Raw genomic sequence first — 14,936 nt, forward strand, 5'->3', positions numbered from 1 at the left:
CCATGCCGTCTCTCACCGGGCCCGCCGGGGACGGCCAGGACGTGCCGGAGCCGGTTCTGACCCACCGCGCCGAGAGCGGCCAGGACGTGCCGGAACCGGTTCTGACCGACCGCGTTGAGAGCGGTCGCGACGTGCCGTTGCTCGTCTGGCGGCTGCCCCGGGCCGTGCGGGCGATCTCGTCGGCGGTGCTCGGCGGGGGGATCGGACCGTGTGAGTGGCTGGTCAACGCGACCGTGCCGATGTCGTACGACCGGGACGACCCGGCCGACCATCTGCGGGCCATCGCCGGCGACCTCGGGCTGAGCGGGCCCGGCGTGGGCCTGCTGACCGGCGTCGACGTGGCCGACGTGGTGAGCGCGTCGGAGGATGGTGTGCGGCTCTGGGCCACGGTCGGGCTGGGGGCGCCGATCCAGGCGGCCGCGGCCCTCCCCTCGTACGGGAAAACCGTGGTGGGAACCGTGAACCTGATCGCGTGGGTGCCGGCCCGGCTCAGTGCAGGCGCCCTGGTCAACGCCGTGGCGACCGTGACCGAGGCCAAGACCCAGGCGATCCGCGAGCTGGGACTGGACGCGACCGGGACGGCCACCGACGCCGTCTGCGTGCTGTGCCCGTTGGAGGGACCGGAAGCGGCCTACGCCGGGCCGCGCTCGACCTGGGGAGCACCGCTGGCCCGGGCCGCCTACGCCGCGGTGCTCGACGGGGGAGCGGTCAACCTGGCCGGCACCCAGTCGTGGTCCGACCGCGTCAGTGGTAGGTGAGTTCGCCCGCCTCGATCGCCGCACTCACCGTGTTTTCCGGCGGGGCCAGCGGGCACAGGTAGGCGTCGTTGTAGGCGCACGACGGGTTGTACAGATAGTTGAAGTCGAGACGCACCCGTGAGCCGCCCAGGGGTTCGAGCCCGCGCCCGTGCGTGCCCTTCACGGTGTCGGTGAGATAGCGACCGCCGCCATAGGCGCCCTGGCCGCAGGTGGCGTCGCGCACCGGCAGGAACAGCCCGCCGCCATAGGCCTCGATCCACCAGAGCGAGAGTTCCCCGTACGGGGTCAGGATGATTCCGACGCGGTTGTAGTGAACGACGCCGTCGGGCCCGCCCGTGTCGATGTCGATCTCGCCGTCGGCCGGCCGCACCTCGGCCTCGACGATCACGCTGTCGTTGGCCGGGAAGTAGCGCAGCCCGCCGAACGCCGCCCGCTCGTCCTCCGCGATGGCCGACTGGGGGTGCGTGGCGAACAGCTTGTCGCGCTCGGCCCGGAACTCGGCCAGGCTCGTGTCGGCGAGATACATCCGCGCCACGGCCGCGCGGTAGTCGGTCAGCTCGAGTGCGTCCATCCACCCAACGTAGGCCCTGTTCTTCCCTTCCCGCAGGGCTGCCGCCTCGCCGAGATGGTGCCGGTCATCACCCTGGACGCCGTCTCACGGGGGCAGCTCAGGCCCGGTAGGCGCGTACCTCGGTCGCTTTGACGCTGGCCCACACCTCGCGGCCGGGCTCGAGACCCAGATGCACGGCCGCGGCCGGAGTGACGTCGGCCGCCGCGGGTAGTCCGCCGCCCAGCTCGATGCGTAACGCGTCGCCGTGCCGCGAGATGGTGGTCACGGTGGCGGGCCAGGTGTTGCGGGGGCTGCCGTCGGGACGGCTGGGATAGAGGGCCACGGCCGAGGGCGGGAACGCGACGAAGACATCTCCCTGCTGCTCGGTGGCGGTGATCAGCTCGAAGCCGTCCGGCAGGGTGACCGTGCTGCCCTCGGCGCGGCCGCGATAGAGGTTGAGGCCGACCAGGCGGGCCACGTAGTCGGTGCGCGGCTCGGCGGTGATCGTGGCGGCGTCGCCGGTCTGCACGACGCGGCCGTCCTCGATGATGACCAGGCGGTCGGCCAGCATCAGGGCGTCGAGCGGGTCGTGGGTGACCAGCACGGTCGCGCCCGGGAAGGCGGCGAGGTGGCCGCGCAGCTGGGCCCGGGTGTCGAGGCGCGTACGGGCGTCGAGCGCGGCCAGCGGCTCGTCCAGCAGCAGCATCCGGGGCTCGAAGGCGAGCGCGCGGGCCAGGGCCACCCGCTGGGCCTGACCTCCGGAGAGCTGACGCGGCTTTTTGCGTACGTGGTCGGCCAGCCCCACCCGGGTGAGCCACTCGGTGGCCCTCTGCCGTGCCTCGGCGCGCGGCACGCGTCGGCAGCGGGGGCCGAACGCGACGTTGTCGAGCGCGCTCAGGTGCGGGAAGAGCAGGTAGTCCTGGAAGACCACGCCGATGCGCCGCTGTTCGGGCGGGAGGGTGTCGAGGCGTACGCCGTCCAGGGTGATCGAGCCCTCGCCGAGGGGGAGCAGGCCGGCCAGCGCGCGCAGGGCCGTGGTCTTGCCGGCGCCGTTGGGCCCGAGCAGAGCCACCACCTCGCCGGGCTCGGCGGTCAGCTCGATGTCGAGCGTGAAGCCGTCCCGCTTGATGACGAGTCGCGCTTCGAGGCTCATGCCGCCACCCTCCGCGACGCGTTCGCCGGGCTTTGTGACGTGCCCGCCCGGCTTTGTGGCGCGCCCGCACGGTGTGTCATGCCGCCACCCATTTGTCGCGCAGGGCGGCCAGGATGCCGACCGACACCACCAGCAGGATCAGGCTGAGCACGATCGCCGCGTCCACGTCCTGCTCCAACGCCAGATAGACGGCGAGCGGCATGGTCTGCGTACGGCCGGGGAAGTTGCCGGCGAAAGTGATCGTCGCGCCGAACTCGCCCAGCGCCCGCGCCCAGCAGAGCACGGCGCCCGCGGCCACCCCGGGCGCGATCAGCGGCAACGTGACCCGGCGGAACGCCGTCCAGCGGGAGGCGCCGAGCGTGGCCGCCGCCTCCTCGAATCGGGCGTCGGCCCCGCGCAGCGCACCCTCGACGGCGATCACCAGGAACGGCATCGCCACGAAGGCCTCGGCCACCACCACCCCGGTCGTGGTGAACGGCAGGCTGAACCCGAACGTCTGGTCGAGCCATTCGCCGACCAGCCCGCGCCGCCCGAACACCAGCAGCAACGCCACGCCGCCCACGACCGGGGGCAGCACGAGCGGCACGGTGACCAGCGCGCGCACCAGCCGGCGGCCGGGGAACTCGGTGCGGGCCAGCACCCAGGCCAGCGGCACGCCCAGGATCAGACAGACCACCGTGGCCAGGCTCGCGGTGATCAGCGAGAGGCGCAGCGCGTCGAGGATGCCCGGCTCGGTCAGGCGTTCCGGCAGCGTCGTCCACGGCGCCCGGATCAGCAGCCCGGCCAGGGGCAGGATCAGGAACGCGAGGCCGATCGCGGCCGGAACGGCCAGCGCGAGCGGGATTTTCAGTCGGTTCAGGGCTTCTGGAACCCTGCGTCGGTGAGGATCTTCATCTCGGGCTCAGTCTGCACGAACGCGACGAAGGCGGTGGCCGCCGACGGGTTGGGGGCGTTCTTCAGGGTGACGATCGGATAGTCGTTGATCGCGCCGGCCGACTCGGGAAACTCGATGCCGTCCACATCGGTGCTCGCGGCCTTGGCGTCCGTACGGTAGACCAGCGCCGCGTCGACCTCGCCCAGCTTCACCTTGGACAGTGCGGCCTTGACGTCCTGCTCCAGCGTGACCGGCTTGACGTCGACGCCCGCGGCCTCGATCGCCTTCTTGGCGGCCGAGCCGCAGGGCACCTGCTCGGCGCAGAGCGCGACCTTGAGGTCCGGGTTCTTGAGGTCGGCCAGGCTCCTGATGCCCTTCGGGTTGCCCTTGGCGGTGGCGATGACGAGCTGGTTCTTCACGAACACGGCCGGCTCGCCGGTGGCGTCACCCGCGTCGACCACGGTCTTCATGGTGGCCGGGCTGGCGGCGGCGAACACGTCGGCCGGGGCGCCCGAGGTGATCTGCTGGGCGAGACCGGAGCTGCCGCCGTACGAAATGGTGACCTTGACGGTGGGGTTCTGCGCCTCGAAGTCCGTCTTGATCTTGTCGAAGGACTCGGTGAGCGACGCCGCCGCCAGCACGATCAGCTCGCCGCCGGCCGTGGCGCCCGCACTGCCGGACGCGCCCCCGCCCGCCGGTGAACTGTTGTCCGAGCTGCTTCCGCCGCAGGCCGCCGTGGCGAGTACCGCGAGCATCGCGATGCCGGTGAGGACTCTCTTCATTCGTCGTCTCCTCGTTCCACGACCGCCGTGGTCGACTTCCCCTCGACGTCTCCGTGATCGACTTCCACTTGTCGTTCCAGCGCTCGACTGATTTGTCGTCCCCGCGCTCGACTCATTTGTCGTCTCCGCGTTCGACGACGACCGTGGTCGACTTGATGACGGCCACCGCCGTCGAACCCACCTCGAGGCCCAGGTCGTCGACGGCCTCGCGGCTCATCAGCGACACCACCCGGAACGGCCCGGCCTGGATGTCCACCTGCGCCATCACCTCGTCGCGGACGATCGCCGTCACGATGCCGCGCATCCGGTTGCGCGCCGAGGAACGGCGGGCGCCCGCGTCGGGTTCGTCGGCCAGCGACCGGGCGAACGCGGCCAGGTCAGCGCCCGCGACGTGCCGGTGGCCGTGGTCGTCGCGACCGGCGTTCAACCGGCCGGCGTCGACCCAGCGGCGGACCGTGTCGACACTGACACCGAGCAGTTCGGCCGCTTCACCGATGCGGTAGGTGGTCACAGTCGTCACTCTAGGGTGGCAAATGCAAGGCTTCCTACCCCGTAAGGCTTGCAGATGCGGAACCGTTGCACAGCTCACAGGGGCGGCGGCATGCTGAGGGGCGTGCCCGAACGCATTGCCGAGGTCACCGCCTTCCTGGCCGAGGTGCTAGCCCCCCGCGCCCCGCTCACCGTCATCGTCGACGGGGGAGACCACGGCGCTGCGGCGAGGTTCGCTTCCCGGCTCGCCGCCGCCTTCCCGCCCTCGGCCCGGGCCTGGAACGTCGACGCCGTCATGGGCTTGAGCGGCCCGTCCGGCGGAGTGCTCGACTCGGCCCTCAACGTGCTGGAGCCGGCGGCCGACCGTGTGATCGTCTATCTGCGCGCGAGCGGCCGGGGCCCGGCCGGCGAGGGCGAACGCCGGGCCCAGGTGGTGATCGACGCGCACGATCCCCAGTGGCCGGTCATCCGCCACGTGCACCCCCGCCTGGCCGACCCCGAAAGCTGGCACCTGTCGGAGAGCCGCGCGTTCTTCGCCCCGCGCGCGGCCGGGTGGGACGAAAAGTTCGGGGACGACCTGCCCGCGTACGCGCAAGCGGTGGAATCGGCCCTGCCCACCCGCGGCGACCTGGCCCTCGACGTGGGCTGCGGAACCGGCCGCGCCCTGCCCGCCCTGGCCGAAGCGGTCGGCCCCACCGGCCGGGTGATCGGCCTCGACTGCACACCCGCGATGCTGGCCGAGGCCCGGGCCAAGGGCCGCGACCGCGTCTCCACCCTGATCCAGGCCGACGCCCGCCGCTTGCCGCTCCCCAACGAGGTGGCCGGCCTGGTCTTCGCCGCGGGCCTGGTCCACCACCTGCCCGACCCCGGGGCCGGCCTGGCCGAACTGGCCCGGGTCACCCGCCCCGGCGGCCGCCTGGTGCTGTTCCACCCGACCGGCCGGGCCGCGCTGGCCGCCCGCCACGGCCACAAGCTGACCCCGTCCGACATCCTGAACGAGGAAAACCTGACCCGGGCCCTGGCCGCCGCGGGCTGGCTGCCGGCCCGCTACGAGGACGAGGACGGACATTTCCTGGCCGTAGCCGTCCGCGACTAACGCGCCTGGTCGGTGACGAAGTCGAGCGGGCCGGGCCGGCTCTGGGAGGCCGGCACAGGCTGTTCGCCGGGGTGCCGGGCCCAGGAGAGGCCGGCGGCGTCGGTGAAGAACGCGACCAGCTCGCCGGCGCTCCCGGCGACGGTGGCGTCGGCGGTCAGCGCCCCTCCGGCCGCAAGCACCGCCACCCGGGCGAGCCGGTGGTTGCGTCCCTCGACCCGGTAGTGGATCGAGACGTCCAGGACCGGCCCGGTCCCGAAGTTGGTGACCCCGCCGCTCACCTGGTCGAACGGGCTCCCGTCGGCCCGCTTCCCCGATCGGATGTCCACGTTCTCGAAGAGGACCGTCCGGGCCTGTGCCCGCTCGGCCTCCCTCCGCTCGTCGGCGGCCAGCTTCCGGTCGGCGGCGGCCTCCGCTCTCTCCTGACGGGCCTCGGCCCGGGCCCGGCGGGCCTCACCGATCTGATGCACCAGCAGCCAGAAGGTGGCCACGGCGGCGGCCAGGGCGATCACCGCGGCGCCCAGGGTGGCCCACGCCTCCAGCTGATCGGCCCAGCTGGGCGGGTCCGCGCCCGGCGACGACGGCGGTGGCGACGACGGCGCGAACCGGATCAGGTCGAACACCGGCGGCCTCACCGGCCAGGCCGGTCGAAGAGCTTCTCCCCGTCCGCCATCGGGCGTGGCTCCGAGATCTCCGTGAGCCGGTGACGGCGCAGACCGGATGCCCACCAGATGTCCGCTCCCGGCCGGCCGGAGACGCGGTAGGCGGAGCCGTCGCCACGGATCGCGACCGAGGAGCCGTCGCGCAGAACGTGGAGCACAGCGAGGGGCCGCCCGGTGGAGGTCGACCACAGGCGGACGGTGTTGTCCCGCGCGGCCGTGGCCAGCAGCTCGCCGTCCGGTGAGAAGATCACGGCGGTCACGCCACCGACATGTCCCTCGAGTTTCAGGACCGGGTTGCCGTTCCTCGTCTCGAAGATCCGCACGACGTTGTCCGACGACCCGGTCGCCACGGTCAGGTCGTCGGGGTGCACGGCGACGCAGTTCACGCGCCCTTTGTGGCCGGCCAGGTCGATCGGCGGTTCGCCGGGTGCGGTCAGGTCCCAGATTCCAGCGGTGGCCGACCGCCCGCCGCTCGCGGTGACCAGCCCCGTACCCGAGTGCAGAAAGGCGGTGGCGTTGAGGACCTTCTTGTGGGGCAGTGTCATGTCACCGGCGCTCTCTCCGGTGGCCGGATCCCACATGCGGACGACCTGACCGTGGCCGACCGCCAGGACCGTCTCGGGGAAGGCCCCGGACAGCGGCCGGAACGACAGCCCGGCGACCGCCTCGCGGCCCAGCACCTTCCGATACCGCAGGCTTCCCTCGGCGGCGTCCCAGACCGCGAAACTGCGGTCCTCCGAGACCGTCGCGATCCATCGGCCGTCCGGTGCGAAGGCGACGTCGGTGACACCGTCGGCGTGACCGGTCAGCGGCCGTCGCGACGTTCCGGTCGCCAGATCCCACACGTAGGCCACCGGAGGGTCGAGCAGCTGGCCGGCGCAGATCAGGGTGCCGTCGGGCGAGCGGGCGACGCCGTTCAACGCTCCGGTCCCGCCGCCCAGCACCTTCTCGACGGCGCCGTCCTCCAGATTCCAGATCACCACCGCGCCGTCCCACGTGGAGGCGGCCAGCCGCAACCCGTCCGGCCGGGGGTCGAAGACGAGACCCGAGGCCCAGTACGTGCTGCTGGCCAGCGTGCTCCCGGACCACTCGGGGATCCGCGCCGGGGAGGCGGGCTCGGGCTCGATCCACCGCCGGAAACGCACAGTCCCGTCCTTCGAGCCGGTGGCGACGACGTGCGGGGACTCTGCCGGGAAGGCGATGGCGGTGACCTCGTCGGCGTGATCGGTGAGTTTGGCCCGGAGGTCACGGGTTCCGGCCATGCAGAGCCACACCGTGCCGTCGCGGGTGCCGACGGCGACCAGCGCATCGTCGGGTGAGAACGCGACGCAGGTCAGCGCACCACCGACCGGCAAGGACCCGACCCGGCGGCCGTCGGTGGCGTTCCAGAGCACGGCGTCACCGTCGTTCGCCACCGTGGCGATCAGGGTGCCGTCGTGCGAGAAGGCCACCGCGGTGACACTGTCGCCGTGCTCGAGCCGGAAGATCTCCCGGCCCGTGGTCAGGTCCCACACGATGGCGACACGGTCGGTCGCCGCGGTCACCACCACCGGCCGGTCCGGTGCGGCCGCGACCGCGTTGATGTCGCCGAGCCCGTGCCGCAGCGGCCGGTAGGAGCCGTGCGGTTCCCCGTCGGTGCGACGGATCTCCGCGGTGTGGTCCATCGAGCCGGTCAGGATCGCGTCCGCCGGCCGTGACCAGGCCAGTCCGGTCACCGGCTGGAGGTGGACGTTCCACACCTTCGACTCTCCGGTGCCGACGTTCCAGACGCGTATGGTCCCGTCCTCGGCCGCGCTCACCAGCTCCCCGGCGCCGAGGAAGATCACGCCGCGAACGGTGCTGCTGTGCCCGGTCAGACAGCGGATCGTCGAGGGACTGCGCCCGGTCAGGTCGACGATCTCGACGACGTCGCCGCGGCCGGCTGCGAGAAGACGGTCACCGGGCCCGAAGGCGAGACAGTGGACCATCCCGCCGACGACCGCCTCGATCGTTCCGGGCCGCGCGCCGGGTGCCTCCTCGGCATCCTCCGGCGGCGCCTCCGGTCCCGCTTCGGCGGGGGAGGTGAAGGCTCCGGTCCGGGCCAGGCTCCGTACGGCACTTTCGCCCGTGTCGGCGAGTTGCGCGAGACTGCGAGGGTTGCCGGCGAGCGAGAGCAGCTGCTCGTTCTCCTCCAGCATCGCCGCCCACGTGCCGGCGGTTCCGGCGAAGCGCGCGGACAGGAACTCGTCGATCCGGTCGGCGTCGAAGGGCAGCAGCTCGGCCGTATGAAGCCCGGCCTCCGGCAGCGCGATGTCGTCGGCCTCGCCGACCGCCACGACCACCCGCGACTGATCGGTCAGCAACCTCAGCAGGCCGTCGCGGATCTCATCCGCCGCTTCGTCCCAGCCGTCGACCAGGAGCACGACCCGACCCTCGCCGATCATGTAGCGGATCCGGTCCAGGCGCAGATCGGTGAGGCCGTGCTCGAACAGGTAGCGCTGGAGGAGCCTGTCGACGGACTCCGACTCGCCGGCGTCGTCCAGGGCGAGCAGGAGCGGGGCACCGGATTCGGGCAGTTGCCGCGCGAGCCGGCGTAGCAGGGTGCTCCGGCCGCTGCCGTCCTCACCGCGCGCCGCGACGACGGACGGCCGGTCGTTGACCAGCAGGTCGACGATCTCGTCGGCGAGGTCCTCGACGCGAGCGGACCGTCCGGCGGGACCGGTCAGCCGGGCCGGTTGCCGCACGTAGCGGGTGGAGTCACCGGCGAGCCGCTCCGCCTGCCGGCGTACGACCGGGGAGAGGTCGGTCAGGCGCTGGAACTCGGCCAGGCTCATCAGATCGACGTTCAGCTGCCGGGCCCGCGCCGTGACTTCGGGCGCCACGACGGCGTCACGGTGGACGATGACCGCCCCGCTTCCGGGGGCCACCGCTCGAACGCGTTCGGCGAGATCGTCGACTGTGGAGACCAGTGTCGCCGACGGCGCCGGGCGGACGGTCACCCTTCGTACGGGAAAATCAGCGGTTTCCACCACGATGTCCCCCTCGGCCTCGCCCTCTTCCAGCCGGGCGTGCAAATAGCGGAGCCTGGTCGCCAGTCGCACCCGGCGCCGGAAGGCAGCCGTGTCCGGATCGCGGACCGGCGCCGGCCGCAGCCCGAAGTCGTGGTGCACGGTTCGAGCGGCCTCGGCGGCCCAGCTCTCCTCATCGGAACTCCACCGCCAGCCGCGCCGGTGCAGCCGGCCCGGGCCGATCGTCACCAGTTGCCACCGCCGGTCGTGGCCGCCCGCGCCGAGAAGCAGCGGTCCCGGCTCCATCCGGGTGATGCTCGCGCCGGTGGCGTGCCCGTGCAGGATCACGCTGATCAGTTCGTCGTCGAAGACCTGGCCGAGCTCATGAGCATCCTCCAGACTCTGTTCGGCCTGGTCGGCCCGGGCCGGATTGTGGTGGACCACGCCGAGCCGCAGCCAGCCCTCGTCCCGATAGGGGCGGAGCCGGTCGGCGAGATCCTCGATCTGCGGACGGGTGAGCAGACCCCGCTCGTCGCCGTCGTGACGGCTGAGCCGGATGGTCGAGTTGAAGCCGGCCACGACGACGCGGAGGTCGGGAAAGGTGAAGACGGTCCAGGGCCGTTCCGCGGTGAAACCGAGCCGGCCGGCCTGCGGGTCAAGCTGATCGACGGCGACAGCGAACGGACGCCACAGGTCGGCTCCGGCCGTCGGCTCGAGGAACCGGGACTGCTCGTGGACGAGTTCACGGAGCCGGGCGCTGACATCGCGTTCTCCGGGAACGACGACGATGTTCCGAGGGCTCACGTGGAGGCTGCGCGCGAGCGTACGGAGCCAGATGGCCGCACTGCCGAGCGCCCACTTGTCTCCCGCGACGGTCAGATCTCCGCTGACGACGATCAGGTCCGGCGAGATCCCACTCAGTTCGACCTGCTTGCCGATCTCCGTCGGTAGACGCCGGTCGGCGCCCGAGGCTTCCTCGCGACCACCGAGCCGCAGATCGGACAGGTGCAGCAGGGCGATCGTTCCCGGCGCGGGCGCCGACGCGAACGCCTCGGGCCAGAAACGGCGGATCTCCTCGATGGACACCAGGTAGGCGAGGCGGTCGTCCCGATCACTGCCCGGCGGCACCAGCAGCCCGACCATCGCGCCGGTGGCCGGGTCGTACGCGGGAGAACCGCCGAATCCCGCCCCCAGCCGATGACCCCCGGCTGACCGCCAGATCACCTGGATGCGACCGTCCGCGACCCGCTCGACGACGCTGAGGTCGACCAGCACGCCGGACTCGGCGCCCGGTTCGGACGAGTAGCCGAAGACCTGGGCGTCGCCGGGGAGCAGCCCGCTCGGTGCCAGTGGCTGTGGAGCCGCTTCCGCGGGCAGATCGCCGTCGATCAGCTCCAGGCCGGCGAGGCCGAAACCCGCGCCTCCCGCCGACGGCGCCCACCGCACGACCCGGACGGTGCGCGACGGCGCCTCCGGGCGCGCCTCGGCCAGGCGCGGAAACGAGATCACCAGGTCCGTGGCCGGCCGTTCCGATTCGGACGGCGGCCGCGCCAGAGCCCGGTTGACGACGGTGGTGCTGGTGATGACATGGCGTGGACCGACCACCACTCCGAGGCCGGCCGACCGGTCGCCGGCTCCGGGGAACGACACGGTGTACCGGGCGGGCAGGTTGTCCGGAAAAGCGGTGGTCATCTACCGATCGGCTCCAGTCGGCGAGTCTATGATCCTCACCGTACCGCCCCGCGACGCTCCACAAACTGTTGCCGAGTGGTGGGCCGCGAGGGACGCGAGCGAGGAGCAGATCGATTGAGTACGGCGGTTCGACCGGCCCATGTGCATGCGAATGTTCCGATCGTCTCGGCCGCCGACGTCGACGTGCTCCGGGTGCCGCCGTCCGCGGACGGCTGCCGCCCGCCGTTCGCTCGGCTGCCCGAGGTGGTGGCCGGGCGCGGCCCGGAGATCGATTCGCTGATCGAACTGGCCGATTCGGACCGCCGTGTGCATGTGCTCGCCGGACCGGCCGGCGTCGGCAAGACCACGGTCGCCCTCGCCGCCGCCCGCGGACTGCCCGACGTCATGTGGGCCCCGGCCCGCAACACCGTGTCGCTGGTCGAAGGGCTGGCCGCCGCGGCCCTGAAGTTCGGGGCGGGCGAGGCCGTGGTGTCGCGGGCCCGGGAGATGTGCGGCGGACGTCTCGAGCCCGAGGAGGACGCCGCCGGCCTCGATTGGGAGCAGGACGCACGACGTTTCGCATGGGCCATGCTCCGGCTGTTCGCCGCACCGGCGCCGGACGGGCGACGCCGGGTCCTGGTGATCGACGGCGCCGACGACCCGGATCTCTGCGCCGAGGTCCTCGAGGAAGCCGCGCGTCTGCCGTCGGGGGCGGCGTTCGTCGTCGTCACCACCAGGCACGAGGGCGCCGGTGGGGTCCGGCTCGGCCCGATCTCACCGGAAGATTCGGCAGCATTGTTGCTCAGCCGCGTCCCCGACCTCGACGACGATCGCCGCGATGCGGCCGGCAGCGTCGCCGCCGACCTCGCCGGCCTGCTCGGCGGCCTTCCCCTGGCGTTGCACGTCGCCGGTTCACAGCACGGCAGCACAGTAGTCCGGCACACGCTGGACGAGTACGCCTCGGAGCTGAGAGAGATCACCGGTGCGGCCCCACCACCCGGCCCTGTCGTGCGGCTGGCAGTGCGGCTCGCGCTGAAGGCGATCGGTGGGGAGGAGAGCGCGGCGGCCGGAGACGTCCTGCGGTTGCTGGCCGCGCTGGCCCCGTCCCAGCCGTTTCCCCTCGACCTGCTCGACGCCGCCTCGGGGTCCGCCGCCGGCCCTGCGCTGCTGCGTCGGGCCTGGCGCAACCTCCGCGGCACCGGTCTGCTGGAGTTCGGTGTGGACGACGGCGCCCACGTGGTGACGTTGCATCCCCTGGTCGCCGAGGCGGTGCTCGGCGAGGGCGGGGACGGGCCCGACGCGGCCACGGCCCTTGATCTGGCGACGCAGGCCCTCGCCGGCCGCGAGGGGCCGTCGTTGACCCTGTGGCGGCTTCTCGTCCCGCACGTTGATCACGTTCTGGCCGCCGAACGGACCGAGATCGGAGCGGTTCTGCACGCGGCCGGCCGGACGGTGCGGCATCTGCTGGCCCGCGGCATGTACCGGGCCGCCTCCGCGATCGCCGAAGCCGCGGTGACGAGGTCGTCCTCGCTCGCCCCGGACGACCCGGACCGGCTCGCCGCACGGTTGGACCGTGGCCTCGCGTTCCAGGCACGTGGCCTCTACACCGATGCCTGTCGCGACATCCGGCACGTGGCGGTGCGGGAACGGCGACGTCGGGGCGCCGCCGACCGGCTGACCCTGGAACGTCGCCTCACGGCCGAGCATCACCTGGGTGCCGTCCTGCACGATCAGGGAGCTCGGGGCGGGCTGGCCCGCTCCGAGCGGATTCTCGTGGCGGTGCTGGCGTTCCGCTCGCTTCTGCTCGGCCCCGACCACCCCGACGCGCTGGCCACCCGGCACCGGCTGGCGCTCGTGGTCCAGGCGGCCGGCAACGCGCGGGCCGCCTTCGGCCACCTCGTCGAGGTGCTCGACGCCCGCGAGCAGGTGCTCGGCCTCCGGCATCCGGACACGCTCACTACGATGCACAGCAAGGCCTACGCCCGGCAGGCGATGGGTGGTCCCGACTCCCTGCGCGTCGCCGGCGAGGAGTTCGCCGAGGTGCTCCGGCACCGCCGCCGCGTGCTCGGCGACAACCACCCGAACACCCTGGTCACCGAGCACAACCTGGCCTGGGTGGAGCAGGCCAAGGGCCGGTACGTCGCCGCCGAGACGATGTTCCGCTCGGTGCTCGCCGTGCAGCTGCGCCGGTGCGGGCCCGATCATCCGCACACCCTGGCCACCGCCGCCAACCTGGCCTGGGACCTGCTCCAGCGCAAGCAGTTCGACACCGCGCGGCGCCTGTTCAAGCAGGTGCTCCGCATCCGGCGCAACCGGCTCGGCCCGAACCATCCGGACACGCAGACCACCCGGGGCAACATCGGCTGGCTGACGTACGAGCAGGGGAACCTCGCCGAGGCCACCCACCGGTTCGAACGGCTGGTGGACGATCGGGTGGACTTTCTCGGGGCCGAGCACCCGAGGACGCTCACCACGCGCCACAACCTCGCGCTGAGCCTGCGCTCCCAGCGCCGCTACGAGGAGGCGCTGACCCAGTTCGAGCAGGTCCTGGCCGTCCAGGAGCAGGTGCTCATCGCCGATCACGAGTCGACGTTGAGCACCCGGTACAACCTCGCCGTCACCCTGCGCCTGCACCCCGGGAACGGGAACCTGAGCCGCTCGATCGACCTGCTCAGCGAGGTGCTGGACAAGCAGCTCACGGTGTTCAGCGCCCGCCATCCGACCGTGGTGCAGACCCGGGAGGAGCTGATCGCGGCGCTGCGGCAGCGGGGCACCGCCGCCGACCTCGACCGGGCCAGCGACGAGCGCACACCGAGCCGGGCGGCCGGGGCGCTGAGCCGGCACCGCGGCGACCACGAGTACGACGACGACCCCGGACCCGCGACGGACGAGGATCCGCTGCTCGAGGCGTTCCTGGACCCGGACATCGACGCGTACGTGGACGACGACATCCGGGACCTGACCGCTCGGTGATCGCTAGGGCTTGAAGCGGCGCACCTCCTGGGGCCATCCGCACGCTTCGGCGATCTTTCCGGCCCACATGCGGGCCGTTTCCTCGTCGGGGACGTCCACGATGGTCAGGCCGCCCAGGAACTCCTTCGTCTCGACGTACGGGCCGTCGGTGAACAGCAGCGTGCCGCTTGTGGCGTCGGCGCTGAAGACCGGGCCGTCCTCCTCCTCCAGGCCACCGGCGAAGACGTACGCGCCGGCGGTTTTGATCTCTTCGACGACTGCGCGCGAAAGGGGCCCGCGACCGCGGAACCACTCCTCGCTGTGGTCGCCGACCCACTGCTGGTTGAAGTAGATGAGGTACTGGGGCATGGTCACTCCCTCTGCTCGGCCTGTGCACTGATGCCACGAACGGCGATGGGCCGATCCGACACGTCGGCGCGGAAAAGTTTCAGTCGGCTGGGCCGCCCAGGTCGCGGGCCAGCCAGCCGGGTGAGTCGAAGCGGACCGCCTGGGGGCCGATCAACGCCGTGAGCTGCTTCTCCAGCGTCTCCAGCTCGGCCGCACCGATCTGGGTTTTCCACCGTTCCCGCAGGTCGTCGAAGATCGACTCGCCTACGGTCATCACCTCGTGGCCCAGCGGCGTGACCTCGAGGCGTTTGCGGCGGGCGTCGCGGGGGTCGGGGCCGCTCGTCACCCAGCCTCGCTCCTCGAGCACCGCGATCGTGCGGGCGGCCGACTGCTTGGTGATGGAGAGGCGCCGACCCAGCTCGGAGGCGTTGTCGGCGCCGGCCGCGATGGCCCGCATGGCGAAGTCGTGGACCGGCCGGACGTCGTCGTATCCGCGGTCGGCCAGCTCGGTTATCGCGGCGTCGACCAGGGTGCGGAACCCGCCGAGCAGCAGCAACGCCAGGTCGGCGCCGGAACGTGACATGCGGAAAGGCTACGGCAACGTCTGGACGATAGAC

Annotated in this window: 12 protein-coding genes; 3 read left to right on the forward strand and 9 right to left on the reverse strand. The window is 72.2% G+C overall.

Annotated elements, in window-relative coordinates; genetic code table 11:
• The first annotated feature begins 2 nt into the window (after nucleotides 1-2).
• A complete protein-coding gene (locus JIG36_RS45765; protein WP_203383190.1) occupies nucleotides 3-758 on the forward strand; it encodes an adenosylcobinamide amidohydrolase in 756 nt (251 codons plus the stop codon).
• On the opposite strand, the gene JIG36_RS45770 is transcribed toward JIG36_RS45765, so the two are convergent.
• From JIG36_RS45770 to JIG36_RS45790, 5 genes are all read right to left on the reverse strand, one after another.
• Complete coding sequence (locus JIG36_RS45770) at nucleotides 745-1,329, reverse strand: DUF1684 domain-containing protein (protein WP_203383191.1); 585 nt, start codon at nucleotides 1,327-1,329, stop codon at nucleotides 745-747. The two genes, JIG36_RS45765 and JIG36_RS45770, sit on opposite strands and share 14 nt — an antisense overlap.
• A 97-nt stretch (nucleotides 1,330-1,426) precedes the next feature.
• On the reverse strand, nucleotides 1,427-2,461 hold the full coding sequence (locus JIG36_RS45775; RefSeq protein WP_203383192.1) for an ABC transporter ATP-binding protein: 1,035 nt from the start codon (nucleotides 2,459-2,461) through the stop codon (nucleotides 1,427-1,429).
• Nucleotides 2,462-2,537: 76 nt separating this feature from the next.
• Entirely contained in the window at nucleotides 2,538-3,305 is a 768-nt protein-coding gene (locus JIG36_RS45780; RefSeq protein WP_203383270.1) for an ABC transporter permease, read from the reverse strand.
• A gap of 11 nt (nucleotides 3,306-3,316) precedes the next feature.
• Nucleotides 3,317-4,117: a molybdate ABC transporter substrate-binding protein gene (gene modA / locus JIG36_RS45785; protein WP_236049659.1), complete on the reverse strand. Its 801-nt coding sequence runs from the start codon at nucleotides 4,115-4,117 to the stop codon at nucleotides 3,317-3,319.
• A gap of 112 nt (nucleotides 4,118-4,229) precedes the next feature.
• Nucleotides 4,230-4,628: a TOBE domain-containing protein gene (locus tag JIG36_RS45790; RefSeq protein ID WP_203383193.1), complete on the reverse strand. Its 399-nt coding sequence runs from the start codon at nucleotides 4,626-4,628 to the stop codon at nucleotides 4,230-4,232.
• A 102-nt stretch (nucleotides 4,629-4,730) separates the two neighbouring features.
• Between JIG36_RS45790 and JIG36_RS45795 the strand changes: the two genes are divergently transcribed.
• Nucleotides 4,731-5,702, forward strand: a complete 972-nt coding sequence (locus tag JIG36_RS45795; protein WP_307873183.1) for a class I SAM-dependent methyltransferase — start codon at nucleotides 4,731-4,733, stop codon at nucleotides 5,700-5,702.
• On the opposite strand, the gene JIG36_RS45800 is transcribed toward JIG36_RS45795, so the two are convergent.
• Nucleotides 5,699-6,322 carry a hypothetical protein gene (locus JIG36_RS45800; protein ID WP_203383195.1) on the reverse strand — a complete coding sequence of 208 codons (624 nt, stop codon included), beginning with the start codon at nucleotides 6,320-6,322 and terminating at the stop codon, nucleotides 5,699-5,701. The two genes, JIG36_RS45795 and JIG36_RS45800, sit on opposite strands and share 4 nt — an antisense overlap.
• 8 nt (nucleotides 6,323-6,330) lie before the next feature.
• The gene (locus JIG36_RS45805; protein ID WP_203383196.1) at nucleotides 6,331-11,040 is read right to left on the reverse strand and encodes a hypothetical protein; all 4,710 of its coding nucleotides are present in this window, start codon (nucleotides 11,038-11,040) and stop codon (nucleotides 6,331-6,333) included.
• 141 nt (nucleotides 11,041-11,181) lie between these two features.
• Here JIG36_RS45805 and JIG36_RS54500 point away from each other — a divergent pair, with 141 nt between their 5' ends.
• On the forward strand, nucleotides 11,182-13,992 hold the full coding sequence (locus tag JIG36_RS54500; RefSeq protein WP_307873184.1) for a tetratricopeptide repeat protein: 2,811 nt from the start codon (nucleotides 11,182-11,184) through the stop codon (nucleotides 13,990-13,992).
• A 3-nt stretch (nucleotides 13,993-13,995) separates the two neighbouring features.
• Here the strand turns inward: JIG36_RS54500 and JIG36_RS45815 are convergent, their stop codons facing one another.
• Together JIG36_RS45815 and JIG36_RS45820 are read right to left on the reverse strand one after the other, a co-directional pair.
• On the reverse strand, nucleotides 13,996-14,340 hold the full coding sequence (locus tag JIG36_RS45815; RefSeq protein ID WP_203383198.1) for a YciI family protein: 345 nt from the start codon (nucleotides 14,338-14,340) through the stop codon (nucleotides 13,996-13,998).
• 79 nt (nucleotides 14,341-14,419) lie between these two features.
• The gene (locus JIG36_RS45820) at nucleotides 14,420-14,902 is read right to left on the reverse strand and encodes a MarR family winged helix-turn-helix transcriptional regulator (protein ID WP_203383199.1); all 483 of its coding nucleotides are present in this window, start codon (nucleotides 14,900-14,902) and stop codon (nucleotides 14,420-14,422) included.
• Between the last annotated feature and the right edge of the window lie 34 nt (nucleotides 14,903-14,936).

This window comes from Paractinoplanes ovalisporus, from assembly GCF_016834655.1.
Lineage (GTDB): Bacteria > Actinomycetota > Actinomycetes > Mycobacteriales > Micromonosporaceae > Actinoplanes > Actinoplanes ovalisporus.

Coding starts and splice junctions, on each gene's coding strand:
- JIG36_RS45765 (WP_203383190.1), top strand. CDS start 3: ATGCCGTCTCTCACCGGGCCCGCCGGGGACGGCCAGGACGTGCCGGAG.
- JIG36_RS45770 (WP_203383191.1), bottom strand. CDS start 1,329: ATGGACGCACTCGAGCTGACCGACTACCGCGCGGCCGTGGCGCGGATG.
- JIG36_RS45775 (WP_203383192.1), bottom strand. CDS start 2,461: ATGAGCCTCGAAGCGCGACTCGTCATCAAGCGGGACGGCTTCACGCTC.
- modA (WP_236049659.1), bottom strand. CDS start 4,117: ATGAAGAGAGTCCTCACCGGCATCGCGATGCTCGCGGTACTCGCCACG.
- JIG36_RS45805 (WP_203383196.1), bottom strand. CDS start 11,040: ATGACCACCGCTTTTCCGGACAACCTGCCCGCCCGGTACACCGTGTCG.
- JIG36_RS45815 (WP_203383198.1), bottom strand. CDS start 14,340: ATGCCCCAGTACCTCATCTACTTCAACCAGCAGTGGGTCGGCGACCAC.
- JIG36_RS45820 (WP_203383199.1), bottom strand. CDS start 14,902: ATGTCACGTTCCGGCGCCGACCTGGCGTTGCTGCTGCTCGGCGGGTTC.